This is a genomic window from Algibacter sp. L1A34, from assembly GCF_009796805.1.
Classification (GTDB): Bacteria; Bacteroidota; Bacteroidia; order Flavobacteriales; family Flavobacteriaceae; genus Algibacter.
Genome location: NZ_CP047029.1, coordinates 3,090,032 through 3,108,243 on the forward strand (window position 1 = coordinate 3,090,032; position 18,212 = coordinate 3,108,243).

General features: G+C 32.8%; 14 protein-coding genes. 6 read left to right on the forward strand and 8 right to left on the reverse strand.

All coding sequences use genetic code 11. The features are described 5' to 3' along the window. Nucleotides 1-107 precede the first annotated feature (107 nt). The gene (gene porQ / locus GQR97_RS12990) at nucleotides 108-1,127 is read left to right on the forward strand and encodes a type IX secretion system protein PorQ (protein WP_158849071.1); all 1,020 of its coding nucleotides are present in this window, start codon (nucleotides 108-110) and stop codon (nucleotides 1,125-1,127) included. A gap of 103 nt (nucleotides 1,128-1,230) precedes the next feature. Continuing rightward, entirely contained in the window at nucleotides 1,231-1,926 is a 696-nt protein-coding gene (cmk, locus tag GQR97_RS12995) for a (d)CMP kinase (protein WP_158849073.1), read from the forward strand. A gap of 125 nt (nucleotides 1,927-2,051) precedes the next feature. On the opposite strand, the gene GQR97_RS13000 is transcribed toward cmk, so the two are convergent. After that, entirely contained in the window at nucleotides 2,052-2,432 is a 381-nt protein-coding gene (locus GQR97_RS13000; protein ID WP_158849075.1) for a LysM peptidoglycan-binding domain-containing protein, read from the reverse strand. A gap of 324 nt (nucleotides 2,433-2,756) precedes the next feature. Here GQR97_RS13000 and rpsA point away from each other — a divergent pair, with 324 nt between their 5' ends. Next, a complete protein-coding gene (gene rpsA, locus GQR97_RS13005) occupies nucleotides 2,757-4,589 on the forward strand; it encodes a 30S ribosomal protein S1 (protein WP_158849077.1) in 1,833 nt (610 codons plus the stop codon). A 485-nt stretch (nucleotides 4,590-5,074) separates the two neighbouring features. Here the strand turns inward: rpsA and GQR97_RS13010 are convergent, their stop codons facing one another. The 7 genes from GQR97_RS13010 to GQR97_RS13040 all read right to left on the reverse strand — a co-directional run bounded on the left by GQR97_RS13010 (nucleotide 5,075) and on the right by GQR97_RS13040 (nucleotide 14,704). Continuing rightward, nucleotides 5,075-7,288, reverse strand: coding sequence for a beta-glucosidase family protein (locus GQR97_RS13010; protein WP_199269853.1), 2,214 nt, complete (start codon nucleotides 7,286-7,288; stop codon nucleotides 5,075-5,077). A gap of 530 nt (nucleotides 7,289-7,818) precedes the next feature. Further along, a complete protein-coding gene (locus GQR97_RS13015) occupies nucleotides 7,819-8,031 on the reverse strand; it encodes a DUF2892 domain-containing protein (protein WP_158849079.1) in 213 nt (70 codons plus the stop codon). Nucleotides 8,032-8,049: 18 nt separating this feature from the next. Further along, the gene (locus GQR97_RS13020) at nucleotides 8,050-8,355 is read right to left on the reverse strand and encodes a hypothetical protein (RefSeq protein ID WP_158849081.1); all 306 of its coding nucleotides are present in this window, start codon (nucleotides 8,353-8,355) and stop codon (nucleotides 8,050-8,052) included. Between the two features lie 58 nt (nucleotides 8,356-8,413). Then, entirely contained in the window at nucleotides 8,414-11,608 is a 3,195-nt protein-coding gene (locus GQR97_RS13025; RefSeq protein ID WP_158849082.1) for an efflux RND transporter permease subunit, read from the reverse strand. Nucleotides 11,609-11,762: 154 nt separating this feature from the next. Next, nucleotides 11,763-12,839: an efflux RND transporter periplasmic adaptor subunit gene (locus GQR97_RS13030; RefSeq protein ID WP_158849084.1), complete on the reverse strand. Its 1,077-nt coding sequence runs from the start codon at nucleotides 12,837-12,839 to the stop codon at nucleotides 11,763-11,765. A 74-nt stretch (nucleotides 12,840-12,913) separates the two neighbouring features. Continuing rightward, the gene (locus tag GQR97_RS13035) at nucleotides 12,914-14,221 is read right to left on the reverse strand and encodes a TolC family protein (protein ID WP_158849086.1); all 1,308 of its coding nucleotides are present in this window, start codon (nucleotides 14,219-14,221) and stop codon (nucleotides 12,914-12,916) included. A 6-nt stretch (nucleotides 14,222-14,227) separates the two neighbouring features. Then, a complete protein-coding gene (locus GQR97_RS13040) occupies nucleotides 14,228-14,704 on the reverse strand; it encodes a DUF4405 domain-containing protein (protein WP_158849088.1) in 477 nt (158 codons plus the stop codon). A 185-nt stretch (nucleotides 14,705-14,889) separates the two neighbouring features. Here GQR97_RS13040 and GQR97_RS13045 point away from each other — a divergent pair, with 185 nt between their 5' ends. The 3 genes from GQR97_RS13045 (at nucleotide 14,890) to pncA (ending at nucleotide 18,070) form a co-directional block, all read left to right on the forward strand. Then, nucleotides 14,890-15,888: a metal-dependent hydrolase gene (locus tag GQR97_RS13045; RefSeq protein WP_158849090.1), complete on the forward strand. Its 999-nt coding sequence runs from the start codon at nucleotides 14,890-14,892 to the stop codon at nucleotides 15,886-15,888. Nucleotides 15,889-16,011: 123 nt separating this feature from the next. Then, the gene (locus GQR97_RS13050) at nucleotides 16,012-17,409 is read left to right on the forward strand and encodes a nicotinate phosphoribosyltransferase (RefSeq protein ID WP_158849092.1); all 1,398 of its coding nucleotides are present in this window, start codon (nucleotides 16,012-16,014) and stop codon (nucleotides 17,407-17,409) included. A 55-nt stretch (nucleotides 17,410-17,464) separates the two neighbouring features. After that, the gene (gene pncA / locus GQR97_RS13055) at nucleotides 17,465-18,070 is read left to right on the forward strand and encodes a bifunctional nicotinamidase/pyrazinamidase (RefSeq protein ID WP_158849094.1); all 606 of its coding nucleotides are present in this window, start codon (nucleotides 17,465-17,467) and stop codon (nucleotides 18,068-18,070) included. Nucleotides 18,071-18,212 lie beyond the last annotated feature (142 nt).

Consider the following 18,212-nt stretch of genomic DNA (forward strand, 5'->3'; position numbering starts at 1 on the left):
TTTCATCGAAAAACCTAGGTTAAAACTACTAGTGATTCTTTTTTAATTAAAATAAAAGATACATGTCTTCGTTTTAAGATAGATTTATTTTCTTTGCAGCTTGAAATATGTTTAAAAATATTGCTACGTTTTTTTGTTTTTCTTTTGGCTTATTTGCGTCTGCGCAAGTAGGTGGAGAATCTACGTATCAATTTTTAAATTTAGTATCATCGCCACGACAAGCCGCTTTAGGGGGCAAAGTATTAACAAATGTGGATTATGATGTTACTCAAGCTCTGTACAATCCGGCTACCATAAATGTAGAAATGGATAATCAATTAGCCTTAAACTATGTGAGTTATTTAGGAGGGATAGGTTACGGTACAGCCGCCTATGCTTATACTCTTGATAGACGAACACAAACCATTCATGCCGGTATAACTTATGTTAATTATGGTGATTTTGATGGTTATGATGAAGATGGAAACTCTACAGGAACTTTTAGCGGAAGCGAAACAGCTTTATCCTTAGGTTATGCTACTCAAGTAGGGTATTCAGATTTTTATTTCGGTGCAAACTTAAAATTAATTACTTCAAAATTAGAACAATACAGTTCCTTTGGTGCGGCTGTGGATTTAGGATTAATTTATATTAATGAAGATTTAGATTTTAATGCGGCTTTGGTTGTCCGAAATTTAGGAGGGCAAATTACAACGTATGCTGGTTTAAATGAGTCGTTGCCTTTCGAGGTAAGTTTAGGATTATCTCAAAGGTTAGAACATGTACCAATACGTTGGCATGTTACTTTTGAAAATTTACAAGAATGGCCTATTGCTAGACCCAATCCTGCGCGTGAAACTAGTGATTTAAGTGGAGGTAGCTCTTCTGAGGAAATTGGATTTATAGGCCAAGTTATTAGGCATACAATTTTAGGTGCCGAACTTTTTCCTGAAAGCGGTTTTAATATTCGTTTAGGTTATAATTTTAGAAGAGGCGAGGAACTCCGAATTGTAGATCAGCGTAATTTTTCTGGTGTTTCCGCAGGTATTTCAATTAAAATGAATAAAATGCGCTTTAGTTATACACATTCAAAATATACGAGTGCTGCAAATGCTAATTTTTTTGGATTACAAATAGATTTACGGTAATCGTTAAGTTTTCAAACTTAATTTAGACTGTTTAGTTTTATACTTTATAATTCTTTAAGTATTTTTGAACTTTCAAAATAGTCACTTTTCAATTTAAAAATACATGAATAAAATTACTATAGCCATCGACGGGTTTTCTTCAACCGGAAAAAGTACCGTAGCAAAACAACTTGCTAAATATTTTGGTTACGTGTATGTCGATTCTGGCGCCATGTATCGTGCGGTGACTTATTATGCCATGCAAAATGGATTAATTTCTAAGGAAGATTTTAATATTGAAGCTTTAATTTATCAGCTAGATAATATTAATATCACTTTTAAATTTAATGAAAATTTAGGCTTTGCCGAAGTGTATTTAAATAACGAAAATATAGAAAGAGCTATTAGAACGCTAGAGGTTTCTAGCTTTGTTAGTAAAGTGGCTGCCATTTCGGAGGTTAGACAAAAACTTGTTGAACAACAACAAAAAATGGGGCAGGATAAAGGTGTTGTTATGGATGGCAGAGATATCGGGACCGTAGTTTTTAAAGATGCTGAGCTTAAATTGTACATGATCGCTTCCGCGGAAAAAAGAGCCATTCGCCGGTTCGATGAACTTATTGAGCGTGGAGATAACGTTTTATATGAAGATGTATTGAAAAACGTTCAAGAACGTGACTTTATAGATTCTACTCGAGAAGATTCGCCTTTAGTTAAAGCCGATGATGCTATTGAAATAGATAATTCAGACATGACATTGGATGAACAATTCGATAAAATTTTACGTCTTGCCAAAATGACAATTGAGGATTGTGAATAGTATTTCAGTTGGCAGTATTCAGTAAAAAGTAAACAACATTTAATTATTTAACTTCAAAATAAAACATAAAAAAACGAACGCCTAAATAAATAGACGTTCGTTTTTTTATAAATATGTTCTACTCCTTATAAATTAGGAATAATTAATTCTTGGTCTGGGTGAATTACATCTGGATTTTTTAAGATATCAGAGTTTGCCTTAAAAATATCTTGATATTTAGCAGCTTTACCATAGTATTGAATTGCTATTTTTCCTAGAGTCTCACCGCTTTTTACAGTATGTCTATGAAAAACAGTTTCGTCAGCCACTTTAATATCAGCCATAATGTCTGTTGGGTTGTCTCCACCAATTTCTTTAATTTTATCCCAAATTAGGTTTTTCTCGTATGGAGTATTTGCTGTTCCTGTAACTTTTAATTGTCCGTTTTCTTCTTTAACATCACCATTTTGGATGTTTAAAGATTCGCCTAGATCTAATACAGATTGGTACTTTGCTTTCATTGTCATAAGTGTAGATTTTAATTTTGTTTACAGGTTCAATATAGCAAAACGGGTGCCAAGTTTAAAGTTTTATTTCAATTTTATTATTTTACTAGCAATCAGTAGTTTAAAATAGTTTATACAAATTAGGCTAATTGATTGAAAATATGTATTTTTGCACTCCTTTTAGCGAATTATTGGAAAAGATAAAAGGAATGAAAATTATATAAAAATAACACTTCTGTGTGTTACTCGCTTAAATCTTCCAAAACATATAGAATACAAAAACATAATGTTGTTTTATTTCCGCGAAAGCGTATGTATTTAAAACACGTTATTAAATTTAATTAAATGGCGGAAAACGCAAACCCAGCTGAAGTTGAAGCAACTGACGCAAACCCTGTTGAAGCTCCAGTTGTATCTGAAGCAAAAGCAAACCCTGAAAAATTCTTAGCAGATTTTAACTGGCACAATTACGAAGAAGGAATTGATGAAGTTGATAGTCAGCAATTAGAAGAGTTTGAAAAATTAGTAGCTGAAAATTTCGTTGACACATTAAACGATGAGGTTGTTGAAGGTACAGTAGTACACATTTCTGATAGAGATGCTATTATTGATATTAACGCAAAATCTGAAGGTGTTATTTCTTTAAACGAATTTCGTTACAACCCAGGTTTATCTGTAGGTGATAAAGTTGAAGTATTAATTGATGTGCGTGAAGATGCAACTGGTCAATTAATCTTATCTCACAGAAAAGCTCGTGTAATCCAAGCATGGGATCGTGTAAATAAAGCACACGAAACTGGAGAAATCGTTAACGGTTTTGTAAAATGCAGAACTAAAGGTGGTATGATTGTAGATGTTTTCGGAATTGAAGCATTCTTACCAGGATCTCAAATTGATGTTAAACCAATTAGAGATTACGATCAATATGTAAACAAAACTATGGAATTCAAAGTTGTGAAAATCAACCATGAATTTAAAAACGTTGTTGTTTCTCATAAAGCTTTAATTGAAGCTGATATTGAAATCCAGAAAAAAGAAATTATTGGTCAATTAGAAAAAGGTCAAGTATTAGAAGGTATTGTTAAAAATATTACTTCTTACGGTGTATTCATCGATCTTGGTGGTGTTGACGGATTAGTTCACATTACAGATTTATCTTGGTCTAGAATCAACCATCCAAATGAGATTGTTGAATTAGATCAAAAATTAAATGTTGTAATTCTTGACTTTGATGAAAACAAATCTAGAATCCAATTAGGTCTTAAACAATTATCTAAACATCCATGGGAAGCTCTTGCAGAAGAGGTGAAAGTTGGTGATAAAGTAAAAGGTAAAGTTGTTGTAATCGCTGATTACGGTGCATTTATCGAAGTTGCAGATGGTGTTGAAGGTTTAATTCACGTTTCTGAAATGTCTTGGTCTACGCATTTACGTTCTGCTCAAGATTTCGTTTCTGTTGGAGATGAAGTTGAAGCAGTAATCTTAACTTTAGATAGAGAAGATCGTAAAATGTCTCTTGGTATCAAGCAATTATCTGCAGATCCATGGACAGATATTACTACTAAATACCCATTAGCTTCTAAGCATACAGGTATTGTACGTAACTTTACAAACTTTGGTGTTTTTGTTGAATTAGAAGAAGGAATTGACGGATTAATTTATATCTCTGATTTATCTTGGACTAAGAAAATTAAACATCCATCTGAATTCTGCGCTGTTGGCGATAAATTAGATGTAGTTGTATTAGAGTTAGATGTTGAAGGTCGTAAATTATCTTTAGGACACAAACAAACAACTGTTAACCCTTGGGATAAATACGAAACTGAGTTTGCTTTAGATACAGTTCACAACGCTGCAATCACTGAGATTGTTGATAAAGGAGCTACTATCGAGTTTAACGAAGATATCGTTGCATTTGTACCATCTCGTCACTTAGAGAAAGAAGACGGAACTAAGCTTAAGAAAGGTGAAGCTGCAGACTTTAAAATTATTGAATTCAACAAAGAATTCAAAAGAGTTGTAGCATCTCACACTGCTGTATTTAGAGCAGAAGAAGCTAAAATGGTTAAGCAAGCAGTAAGAAAAGCTGAATCTCAAGCAGCAGAGTCAAAACCTACTTTAGGTGATGCCAATGATGCTTTACAAGCGCTTAAAGATAAAATGGACGGAAAAATATAATTATTAATTTTCTGTTTCCGTGTAAACGGAAGTCTATTTATAAAATTAAAGCTCCTCAGAAATGAGGAGCTTTTTTTGTGATTATAAGTGATTTTGAATGGTGTTTAAATAGCCGAAGATTGCTTGGTATATATTGTTCTTATTTTGATCGTTTTTTAAGTTTTATACTGTGAAGAAAATCTTTAGTAACTCACTAAAGATTTTTGATTTCGAAATTTAAACAACTAGTTGTGAATTACAATAGAAAGCAAGCCCTATAGTAAACGATATGTTTTAAATAGTATAACGGTAACACTCTTAATTCTAAGGCTACTTCGGGAACTAAATGGTATTATAAAATAAGAATCGATATAATCAGAAAAAGTATAAACAAAACCTTCTAAAATTAAAAACCCAGAACAATATAGTTATTGTTCTGGGTTAAATAATGGATTGTATCTTTTAGTAGTCTGTTATGATTACTTAGAACATAAAAATGTTAATTTTTATTGAACACTTATTTTTATTGTTTTTGAAATATTATTGGATGCATTACCAACATAGATTAGATAGTCGCCCTTTTCAATGCTCCAATCGGATATAGATTCGTTATAATAAGCTAAAGAACTTACAGGAATACTAATGCTTACATTTTTAGATTCTCCTTTTGTAAGCGATGCTTTATTAAAACCTTTTAATTCTTTTAAAGCTCTTTTTACTTTAGAGTTTTTCTTACCAATATAGACCTGTACAACTTCGTCTCCTTCAAGATTACCTGTATTGTTTATACTGCAAGAGACTGTAATGTTATCTTTTGTATTATACTTATTTTGGTCCGCTTTAATATTTGATAGACTAAATTTTGTGTAAGATAAGCCATAACCAAATGCATATTGCGAGGCAATCTTTTTGGTATCGTGCCATCTGTAGCCAACTAAAATATCTTCTTTGTAATATTGATTTGTTCCATCTCCAGGATAAGATATTTCGCCGTAAAAGTGAGCGCCATTATCTTTTAATTTTTTAGGAAAAGAGAAGGGTAATTTTCCAGAAGGATTTACATCTCCACTAACAACATCTGCAATAGCATGGCCAGCCATACTACCTAAATACCAAGTTTGCAATAAACCATCAACTTTAGATAACCAAGGTGTTTCAACTGCATTTCCAGTAACTAGCAACATGCCTAATTTTGGTGAAACTGCTTTTAATTGGTTAATTAGCTCTTCTTGATTATATGGTAACTCGTAAGATTGTCTATCATCACCTTCGCAATCTTGTAAGTGGCTTTTGTTTAATCCGCCAACGTATAAAACAATATCTGCTTTTTTAGCGGTTGCAATAGCTTCTATTCTCAATGAATCTTGATTTAAATTAGAAGGAATTATATTATCGTAAACCGAAGAACCAGTATGATATCCCATGGCATGGATTATTTTAGCTTTTTTGTAGCGTTGTTTTAATCCTTCAAGCGGAGATATTTCAAATTTGGGTTTTAATTCCGAAGAACCACCACCAGCAGTCATAGAGCGAGTTGCGTTTTCACCTATCACAGCGATTGTTAATCCTTCTTTATCTTCAATAGGAAAGAAATTATTTTCATTTTTTAATAACACAATACCTTCAGTTGCAATTTTTCTAGCAACATCATGATGTTCTTTATTATTTATTTTTCCTAATGCTTTATTTGGGTTCATGTTAGTTCGATACATAAGTCTTAAAATACGTCTAACTTTATCGTTAACCAAAGCTTCATCCATGTCTCCATTTTTAATAGCTTTAAGAAAAGGTGAAGCTAAATAGTAGTGATCATAGTGGTTTGCTGTAGATGTTCCTAAGCCATCTGTTCCAGTTCCCATTTCCATATCTAAGCCATAAAGAGCAGATTCCTCTGTGGAGTGTGCGCCACTCCAATCGCTTATTACAACACCATCAAAGCCCCAATCTTTTTTCAATATATCGTTTAGCAACAATTCATTATGACATGCAAATTGACCTCTGACTTTATTATAAGCACCCATAATAGACCATACGCCTGCTTCTTGAACAGAGGCTTTAAAGGCTGGTAGGTATATTTCATGCAATGCTCTATCACTAACTTCAACATTTATAATATTACGCCAATGTTCTTGATTGTTTAGTGCATAATGTTTAACACAAGCGGCTACACCATTTTTCTGAACGCCCTTTATATATGGTACTACCATTTTTGAAGCCAAATATGGGTCTTCTCCTAAATACTCGAAGTTTCTTCCGTTTAGAGGTGTTCTGTAAATATTTACACCAGGACCTAATAGTACATCTTTTTCTCTGTAAAGGGCTTCTTCTCCAACACTCATTCCATATTGAGCGGATAGTTCTGGTCTAAATGTAGCAGCCAAACATGTAAGTGCAGGGAAAGCGGTTATAGAATCGTTAGTCCATCCAGCATAATCCCAAGAATCCCAACTAATTTCTGCTCTAACACCGTGTGGACCATCGGACATCCATATTTCAGGAATACCTAATCTATCAACGCCAGGTGTACTAAATTTTGATTGTGCATGACACATTGCTACTTTTTCTTCTAAAGTAAGTAACGGTAATATGCTGTCAACTTTTGTGTTTATTTCATCTATACTAAAATTTTTAGATGATTTGTTTTGCGAAAACATGGTGCTACATGTAATAACTGAAAGTAATAACGCGACAACATATTGATGCTTAATTGTATTTTTCATAAATCATTATAATTTAAAGACTCGTTTATCTAAGGAATTATAAGTTCTATTAATTCCACAGGATAAAATTACTATAAAGCCAAATTGAAACTTAAAACGAATCGAGCAATTATTGTAACATTTGTTGAATTATGCATTAATAGTAAGGGTAAAGCGATGGGTAAGGTTGTTTTTTTAATTTTTATTATTAAATATTATAACTCTTTTTTTACTTGAGATAATTTGTTTTTGAAGGCCGAAATTAAATATTTATGCAAGGGGAAGTGTGATTAATTATATTTTATTACGAAAAAAATAAAGAGTTTAAAGTTGATACTTACAAAACCAAGGAAGGATTAGCACAGTAGATTTTGAGTTGAGATCATAGAATATTTCTATTTTGATCTAAAAAAAAATCGCAAAAGAATATTTGCGATTTTATTAGATTTTTGATAATAAGATTTAAAAAGTGATGCTGTTTTGAAATATAGAATATTTATTTACATAACACTTATAATTAATTGTTATGTAAATAAACCAAGGCAAAATATTTAGTTTTTTACAGCACAGCTTGCACCACTTTTTTTAGCACCGAGTTTTGTAAGTATAACCTCTAATAAACACCATTTTGTAAAGGCCGATTGTATTAAGTTTACACCAATAAAAACAGTGAACCACATCCAATTTTGATTTACATAAAGTGTTAGTAGCATACTAACAATTACCAATGTGCCAACAATAACTCTGAAATATGTATTTAACATTTTAATTAATTTTTAAATTTATATAGATTTTTCAATAGGAATTACAACTGCTTTCAACGGATTATTCGTTTCTAAATTAGCATTGAAATCTTTTATTAAGTTGAATAAAGCATCAATATTTTCTTCTTCGGTGAATGAGAAAAACATACTCGATTCATTTCCTCCTTTCTCAACAGGAAACCAATTTGAAGCCATTAATAATGATGATCCGTTTTTGTGTCCATCAATATCAGAACTGCTAAAATTTTTAATATTAGCGTTTTTAAATAATCTAAAAACATCTTTTTGAAACTCTTCAACAGCGGTAACTATAACTAATTTCATAGTATTGGGGTTTTAAAATCATTTTTTTGAATTGTCGAAGTGACAATTCAGAATTTAATTATTTATAATTTTTTTTCTCAATCATATAATATACTAACGGTACCACCAATAAGGTTAATACTGTAGATACAATAGTTCCACCCATTAACGATATGGCTAAACCTTGGAAAATAGGATCGAACAATATCACAAAAGCACCAATAACAACCGTTCCTGCTGTTAATAAAATAGGAGTGGTACGTACAGCTCCAGCTTCAATTGCAGCTTGTTTAAGAGGTACACCTTCTGCTGTTCGCAGATTTATAAAGTCAATCAATAATACGGAGTTACGAACCATAATTCCGGCTAAAGCAATCATTCCAATAAAAGAGGTTGCAGTAAAAAACGCTCCCATAATCCAATGCCCAAGAATAATACCAATTAAGGATAGTGGTATCGCAACCATCATTACAATTGGAGCTTTAAAGTTTTGAAACCAACCTACAATTAATATGTAAATCAAGATGATAGCACCTAAAAAGGCGATTCCTAAATCTCTAAATACCTCTAAAGTAATTTGCCATTCTCCATCCCATTTTACGGTGTAATTATCTTCGAATTCTGGTTGACCTAAGTACATTTCGTTTAGCTCATAGCCTTTTGGTAGCGGAATCTCTTTTAGTTTTTCCTCCATTCCTAAAATAGCATAGGCAGGACTTTCTAATTCTCCAGCCATATCTGCCATAACATAAACTACACGTTTTTGGTTTTTATGATAAATACTTTTCGCAGCGGTGTTTTTTGTAATATCAACCAAATCTGCTATAGGAACCATATTTCCTTGTTTCGATTTAACCTTTAATTGAGAAATATCTGTAACAGTAGATTTTTCCTTTTCATCTAAAGCCAATACTAAACCAATTTGATTCACGGCATCTTCATCATACAAATTCGTGATGGGTCTGTTTGATAATGCCATATTCATGGTATAAGCTATTTGTTGTGGCGCAACACCATAAAGCATAGCTTTTTCTTTATTAATATCGAATTGATATTCGGTTTGGTCAGCTTCAACCATCCAATCAATATCCACCACATCATCTGTGTTTTTTAGGATATTTTGAACACTGTTTGCAATTTTAATTTGCTCATTATAATCGGGGCCGTAAACTTCAGCAACAATAGTTGACATCACTGGTGGTCCTGGTGGCACTTCAACCAATTTTACATTCGCATTATATTTTGATGCGATTTTTTGAATATCAGGTCGCAGTAATTTAGCGATATCGTGACTTTGGGCAGTTCGTTCTTCTTTATCAATTAAATTCACTTGAATATCTGCCATATTACTTCCACCACGTAAATCGTAATGACGAACCAAACCGTTAAAAGTTATTGGCGCAGAAGTACCAACATAGTTTTGATAATTTACTACTTCTGGTCTACTTGATAAATATTGTGATATTTCTTGTGTTACAACTCCAGTACGTTCTAAGGTAGTGCCTTCCGGCATATCAATCACAATCTGAAATTCGTTTTTATTATCAAAGGGTAACATTTTTACAGCAACAGATTTGGTGAAAAACAACACCATAGTTATCATTAATAAAAAGAATGTTCCTCCTAAAAACAACCAACGTTTTGCTTTACTTTCTAATAAAGGACGTTCAAATTTATTATAGATTCTATAAATAAGTGTGTCCTCGATTGCTTTTTCTGGTTTTTCTTCAGCTCCTTTTTTATCTTTTTCTCTTAAGAAAATATAACCTAAATATGGTGTAATGGTTAAGGCAACAAATAAAGATAAAATCATGGCAATAGATGCTCCAATTGGCATTGGCGCCATGTAAGGTCCCATTAATCCAGATACAAAAGCCATAGGTAAAACAGATGCTATTACAGTAAATGTTGCTAATATTGTTGGATTACCAACCTCATTAATGGCATACAAAGCAGCTTGTTTAAAAGGCAGGCGTTTCATTTTAAAATGCCTATGCATATTTTCGGCAATAATAATCGAGTCATCAACCACAATTCCAGTTACAAATACTAAGGCGAATAAAGTAATTCGGTTTAGAGTGTAATCCATCATATAATAACTTAACAGAGTTAAAGCAAAGGTAATCGGAACCGATAAAAACACAACCAATCCACCACGCCAACCCATGGCTAGCATCACTACAATAGTAACGGCGAAGATAGAACCTATAAGGTGCCACAATAATTCGGATACTTTATGCGATGCTGTTTCACCATAATTTCTAGTCACCTCCACATGTACATCGTCCGGAATTAAGTTGCTACGTAAATGATCTACTTTATCAATAATCACCTCAGCAATTTTCATCGCATCTGCACCTTTTCGTTTAGCAACGGAAATAGTAACGGCAGGATATTCCGATTTATAATCAGCAGATTTTACACTTCCTTTTCCATACCCTAAACTCACATAATTTTGTGGTATTTCAGGACCATCAATAATTTTAGCAACTTGCTTTAAATATATAGGTTGGTTTTGTTGTACGCCAACCACTAAATTCTCAACATCTGTAACAGATGCTAAGAAATCACCAGTATTTACAAGAAATTCAGTATCATTCTTATCAAAACTACCTGAACTTAGTTGGCTGTTATTTGCCTTTATCATTTCAGAAACAGACAAGAAATCTAATCCACTTGCGGCTAATTTATCTTTATCTAAAACTACTCGTAACTGACGTTTTCTACCTCCAATTTTATGGGTAGTTGCTACATCATTAACCTTTTTTATTTCGGCTTCCAATTCTTGCGCCATTTGGCTCAATTGGAAATCGTCGTAATTTTCACTCCACAAGGTTAAGCCTAACATTGGCACATCATCAATTGCTCGTGTTTTCACTAATGGAAACGTAACACCTGCAGGCATTTCGTCCATATGTTTGTTAATTTCATTATATAGTTTTACAAACGAGCGTTCAATATCTTCGCCCACATAAAACTGCACAATCACCATGCCTTGCTCTTTCATCGAGGTAGAATACACGTATTCCACACCCTTAATGTTTGAAATTAATTGCTCCAATGGTTTAATTACACGAGATTCTACCTCGGTAGGACTTGCACCAGGATAACCAACAAAAATATCGGCCATAGGCACATCAATTTGTGGCTCTTCCTCACGTGGAATTAAAAACGAACTATACACGCCAACTACCATAAATACAATCATTAACAGCACGGTTAATTTAGATTGCATAAAGACTTTGGCAATTTTTCCTGCGATACCTTCTTTCATTGAATTATTTTTTTTCATTCCCACGCCATGTGAGAATCTCTATTTTATATTCTTTTGTTTTGGGCGTTTTAACAGGCTATCCGTTGCAATCTTTTTTTGCCATTTGTGGCAGCAAAAAAAGGATTTCCACTTCTATCCTTAACGCGAATTTTAGCTATTTAATTGAAACTTTTACACCATTAAATAATTTGCCTTCAGCCGAAACAATGTAAGCTTCGTCTGAATTTAAACCCGATAATACTTCTACTCGGTTCCCAAAAGTTCTACCTAAACGCAACCAACGTAACATGGCAGTGTTGCTTTGGCTAACAGTGTATAGACCTGATAATTGACCGTTAGTTATAATCGCTTCACTAGGAACTAAAACCATTGCCGATTTTGCTTTGCGCTCCACTGGAAACTGAACAGTAGTAAACATTCCAGATAAGATGTTAGCGTCCGTTTTATCTAAATTAATTTTTACTAAATATTGTCCGCCTGTATTTTTAGCAGAAGTACTAACTTCAGTTACTTTTCCCTTTATCGTTTCATTAATAGATTTGACTAACACATTAACAGTAGACCCTTTTTTAATTTCAGAAATTTCAGATTCAGGCACCATTGCCATCACTTCAAAATTCCCAGGAGTTTCAATACTTATTAACGGCATTCCGGGATTTGCCATATTGCCATCTTCCACATTTTTACTAGTTACTGTTCCGCTAAAAGGTGCGGTAATATTGCTATATGTAAATTGAGCGTTAACTTCATTCTTCATTTGGTTGGCCGATTCTAAACGTGCCTTTGCCATTTCGAAGTTAGCCGTCATATCATCCATTTCTTTTTGAGAAGCACTATTCTCTGTGAATAAATTTTTAAAACGGTTATAATCTTTTTCAGCATTATTATAAGCAGCAGTGGCTTCGGTAATTCCAGCATTTACTTGTGCTCTTTTTGCTTGTAAATCAGCGTTATTAATAGATACTAATAATTGGCCTTTACGCACTTTATCGCCAACGTTTACGTAAACTTTATTTACATAACCCATCATTCTAGTGCTTAAATCGGCACTATTGGTTGCCTGTATTTTCCCACTTACACTTAAAAACGGGTTATTACTATTGGCTTCTACTTGATTTACTTTTACGCTAATTGCAGGAGAATTATCTACAACAGTATTTTTGTCTTCACTTCCACAACTGGCTAATAAAAGAGCTATAGAAAATGTTAGAATTGTATATGTTTTCTTCATTGTGTTTGTTTTTATTAGATGGCCTCGAATACATGAGTTTTAATCCTGATGACTCTTGGCTCTTTATTCTTTTTCTATTCTTTAGTTAAAAATTGTAAATAAGCTTGTGCGTAATTATATTCGAAAATAGTTTGGTAATATTCTAATTGTTTTTGAGCGTATTGTGTATCGGCTGTTAATAGATCGGATGTTTTTTCTAAACCTTCTTTAAATCTATTTGTTCTAATTCTTAAAGACTCTTCCGATTGTTCCATAGCCAAAGCCGTTAGCTTTAGTTTATTTTCAGCATCTAAAAAAGCTCGTTTTGCTTTATTTAATTCTAAATTACTTTTCGATACATATTGATTGTACTCTAACTTAGATTTTTCGAATTCAGCTTTACTTTTTTGTGCTTTTCCAAAGCGTTTAGAACCTTGAAAAATATCCCAACTTAATTGTGCCCCAAATAAATAACCGCTAGCATCTGCTTGAAAAATTTGATCGTCGTATAACTCATAACTGCCAAAAGCATTTAATCTTGGTAAAAATGCCATTTTATCGGCCTTGTTCATGGCTTCATATGAGTTAGAAGCTAATTGCATTGCTTTAATATCCGATCTGTTTTCTGAAACTGTTTTATCTGCTATACTTAAAGTTGAAATTGTTAATTCATCTGTAGGCATGTAAACCACATAAGTTTCATCATTCATTAAAAATGATAAATAATTTGATGCGTTTTGCACATTACTTTTAGCGGTTTGTAACTGGTTTTGAACTTCGGTAACTCGTACTTCAACATTCAACACGTCTGCACGTTGTAAATACCCTTGTTTAAAACTATTATCTGCTAATTTTTTATTAGCATTGGCTGCTTCTAAAGCTTTTTCTAAAACATCAACAGCTTTATAAGCTAATTGTAATTGCATGTATGCCTTTTCAACTTCGAATGCTAAATAATCTTGAGTACGTTCTGTTTTTAAAGACATCGCTTCCATTTTAGATTTAGCAGCTTTACGTTGATAGATGCCATCTACATTAATTAATGGTTGCTGAATTTCGAACTTTGTTGCATAGTTTTCAATTTGCGATGGATCGTTTAATAACGCCGGACTAAAATCGTTTGCTGTTAAAATTTCCTGGTTTAATTTAGAGCCAAAAGCCATTAATGGGTTTGTAGTCGCCATCGCTGTATGACTCGCTGTTATATTTGGTAAAAAAATAGCGTTAGTTTGTCTATAATCTGCTTTAGCTTGATTGAATTCTTGCTCAGAAATTTTAATACTTGTATTATTTTCAGATACTTTAGATAAAACCTCTGTTTTAGCAATTGGCACTATGTCTTGGGCTTGCAGAGCGAAAGTGAAGCTTAGGAGTAGTAATGGTATATAAATGTGTTTTTTCATCAATTATTAGTTTACGTTACAAAGGTATGGTAGATTAGAATTGAAGTCTGTAACCAATGTTACTTGGCGGCCCTTTCCTTTTTTTATTGGTTCTATTTTGGGCGTTATAAAGAATGGTATAAGAATTAATATTGAACATATAATTATAAACCCAAAGGCTAAAATTCTTTTTGCTAATTGAGCTTTTATAATTTTATGATAAATAACGGTAATCACTTTCCAGTGTAAAAAAATATGTAGTGTTAATAACCCACAAAAGACCAAGCCTAATATAAAATGGATATTTCCCCATTGATGTCTATCCATATTGAGTAAATAAAGCTCTTTATTTTGTCCATATATGGTTTTACATTCTTGTCCCTGTAAAAGTGTATGTTTTATTAGGAAACCAATACCAATAATAGCCAACATGCACAAGGTCATTACTGCGTTTAATGCGAAATTCCAGTTGGGTTTACGCATTGTTTTAACTAAGTTTTTCATTTGTTCTCCTAATTTGGATTGCTACTAAAAATATGTTTTGAATAGAAAAGCCACAATGATATTAATCAGGCTAAAGAAATTAGATTGTAATTATTGCGTTAATAATAAGATAGAATTAAAATGGAGTTACTTAAAATAAAGAATTTGGTGTCGTTTAATATTGATGTCTTATTTTTACGGTGTATATGGATTCATTAACTCAAATAGTATTAGGAGCCGCTGTAGGAGAGGCTGTTTTAGGTAAAAAAGTAGGGAACAAAGCCATGCTTTATGGAGCAATTGCTGGAACTATTCCAGATTTTGATGTGTTTGCATCTTACTTTACAGATACGGTTTCTGCTCTTTCCATACATCGTGGATTTACGCATTCTATTGTGTTTTCTGTACTTTTCGCCCCTATTCTCGGGTGGATTGTTTCACGTTACGAGACCTATAAAAACTTTAAAGATTGGTCTTGGCTCTTTTTTTGGGCATTTGTAACGCATCCTATTTTAGATGCACATACTACTTGGGGAACACAATTGTTTTGGCCTTTTGATTTAAGACTAGCATTTAAAACCATATTTGTTATTGATCCGCTTTATACCGTACCCTTTTTGGTGTTTTTAATTCTTGCTATGATGCAAAAACGAACCACTAAAAAGCGCCGTTTGTATAATAAAATTGGCCTAATATTGAGTTCTTCTTATTTAGTACTTACCTTTTTCTTAAAATGGGTAGCCTATGCTAAATTTGAATCTGCTTTAAAAGATCAAAATATAGATTATGTGCAAATAGATACCAGGCCTTCTCCTTTAAATACGATACTTTGGAGCGCTAATGTAGAAACCGACGATGCTTATTTATTAGGTAATTATTCGTTTTTAGATTCAAGACCTATCACTTTTGAGACTTACCCCAAAAATCATGAGTTTTTAGGAGAGCTTATTCATAATGAAAAAGTAGAACGTATGATTGCTATTTCTGAAGGTTGGTATATTATTTCAAAAGAAAAGGATCGCTTATATTTTAATGATTTACGATTTGGATTATTAAGCTTAACTCCAAAATCTGAAAACTTCGTTTTTAAATATGAAATAGATGTTGATAAAACGGGTAAAGTACAATTTATAGAAGCTCCTAAAGATTCACGAGATGGAAAGAAGTTACTGTCTGAATTATGGATACGTTTAAAAGGAAATTAAATAAAAAATTCTATATTATGGCTTGGAACTTATCCTTGTTTTTTTTTAAATAAAAATACAGGTTTTAAAAAGTCGTTCCACTTAATTTTTTTTAAATTCTAGATAATTAAAAAATAAATCTTCATGAATATAACAGCTACATATACAGATCTTTATCAACTCACTATGGCTCAAGTTTATTTTAACACTAAGCCAGATGGACGAGCGGTTTTCGACTATTATTTTCGTCATAATCCTTTTAATAGTGGGTATTCTATTTTTGCTGGATTAGAAGATGTTTTAGATATCCTTGAAACTCTCGAGTTTTCTCCTTCAGATCTTTCTTATTTACAACAATTTGGATTTGAAAGTGATTTTTTAGAATACTTAAAGAATTTTCGTTTTACAGGGACTATTTTTTCAAGTAAGGAAGGAGATGTTGTTTTTCCAAACCGTCCTATATTACAGGTTGAATCTAATATTATAGAGGCTCAGATTATAGAAACGGTTTTACTAAATATTCTCAATTTTCAGACGTTAATCGCAACAAAAGCAAGTAGAATACGGAGAAGCGCAAAAGATGAAGTATTACTGGATATGGGCTTACGCCGAGCGCATGCCACTGGAGGATATTATGCCTCAAGAGCAGCTGCGATTGGCGGTTTTGATGGCACGAGTAATGTTAAAACAGCTGAAGATTATAACATTCCGTGTTCCGGAACAATGGCGCACTCCTTCATACAGAGTTATAAAGATGAATTAGAAGCATTTCGTGATTTTGCAAGAATACGACCGAAAAATTGTGTGCTTTTAATAGATACTTACGATTCTCTAAAAAGCGGATTGCCTAATGCCATTACAGTAGCCAAAGAAATGGAAATTAAAGGGGAACGATTGTTAGGCGTTCGTTTAGACAGTGGTGATTTGGCATATTTATCTAAAAAGACCAGAACGATATTAGACGATTCTAATTTGGGTTACGTACAAATTGTGGCTTCGAATCAATTGGATGAATATGTAATAAAAAGTCTTAAAGAACAGGGCGCACCTATTGATATTTTTGGTGTTGGTACCAATTTGGTTACTGGAAAACCAGATGCTGCATTAGATGGTGTCTATAAATTATCTGAATATAATGGAGATCCTAGAATCAAGCTTTCTGAAAATATTATAAAGGTATCGCTTCCTTACAAGAAACAAGTTTACAGAATGTTAGACAGCAATGGCATGTTTTATGGTGCAGATGCCATAGCTATGTTTACGGAAGGTAAGGTGACCAAAATAAAACATCCTTTTGATGCTACAAAAGGTTTAGATCTTAGCTCTTATACACACGAACCCTTACTTGAAAAGGTTATGGAAAATGGAAAAAGAGTTGTAGCGCCTCGCTCTGTTACAGAAATTTCTAAATATTCGCAATCTCGTTTAGATCAACTTCCAAATGAATACAAGCGTTTCCAAAATCCACATATTTACAAAATAGGTCTTAGTATAGAACTCAAACAAGAACGAGATAAATTAGTTCAAGAACATAAGTTCTAAATTGGGTATTATAATACATTGCAATATTTAGGTCTGAATTTAAAATAAAAAAATAATGAAAACACTTCTGATAATTGATGTGCAAAATGACTTTATGCCTGGCGGTGCGCTTTCCGTTCCAGATGGAGACAAAATAGTGCCAATAATCAATGCAATGCAGCATAAATTTGATTTGGTAGTTGGTACACAAGATTGGCATCCCCAAGATCATGCTAGTTTTGCTTCAAACCATAAAGCAGCATCTACTTTTGATGAAATCGAAATTCATGGTAAGTCGCAAACATTATGGCCAGATCACTGCGTACAAGGAACAAAAGGCGCTGAACTTCATCCTAATCTAGATACGTTAAAATTTGAAGCTATTTTTAGGAAAGGAACGGATAAAGAAATAGATTCTTATAGTGCTTTTTATGATAATAGCCATTTAAAGTCAACAGGGCTAACTGGCTATTTAAAGGAGAAAGAAACTTCTCAGCTTTTTATATGTGGCTTAGCATCCGATATTTGTGTTTATTACTCCATTTATGATGCCTTTAAAGAAGGCTTTTCTTGTTTTTTTATTGAAGATGCTTCTAAAGCATTGGATATTGAAGGGTTTTTAGAGATTAAGAAGGAAATGATTAACATGGGAATCCAAATTATTTCATCGGAAGCCATATAATAATGCTACGTTTAGTAGAAGATCTGTTATCCGAAATTTGAATATACTATCAGCCAAAAAAAATGGTGCTATGTGATAAAAGTCACCTTTAAAGCTGCTTATTTGATATAAATTTGTAGTAATGAAAAAATGGATATTCTTA